The sequence below is a fragment of the Vreelandella neptunia genome, from assembly GCF_022489065.1.
GTDB lineage: Bacteria > Pseudomonadota > Gammaproteobacteria > Pseudomonadales > Halomonadaceae > Vreelandella > Vreelandella neptunia_A.
Map to the genome: position 1 here is coordinate 1 of NZ_JAKVTW010000079.1, position 331 is coordinate 331.

General features: G+C 48.6%; 1 protein-coding gene. It reads left to right on the top strand.

Translation table 11 applies throughout. The annotated features are described in order from the left end of the window. Positions 1-72: 72 nt before the first annotated feature. Positions 73-331: transposase (locus MLE19_RS22940; protein ID WP_240720626.1), on the top strand; the 259-nt coding region annotated here is incomplete at its 3' end.

Here is a 331-nt window from a genome sequence, read left to right on the forward strand (position 1 = left end):
TGTAGTGGCATAGTGAATTTGGCCACCTAATTAGAGGTGCTAATATGCACCAAGACATCACTAGGTGGCAGTATGGCAACAAGACCAAAACGTAACTTTAGCCCTGAATTCCGGCTCGAAGCAGCACAGCTAGTCGTTGATCAACACTATTCGGTTCGAGAAGCGGCTGAAGCCATGAATGTCGGATATTCGAGCATGGATAAATGGGTTCGTCAGTTACGCCAAGAGCGTGATGGCCAAAGCCCTAAAGCAACGCCCATGACGCCCGATCAGCTCAGGATTCGCGAGCTTGAAAAGCGCATCCGTGACATTGAGATGGAAAAAGACATCT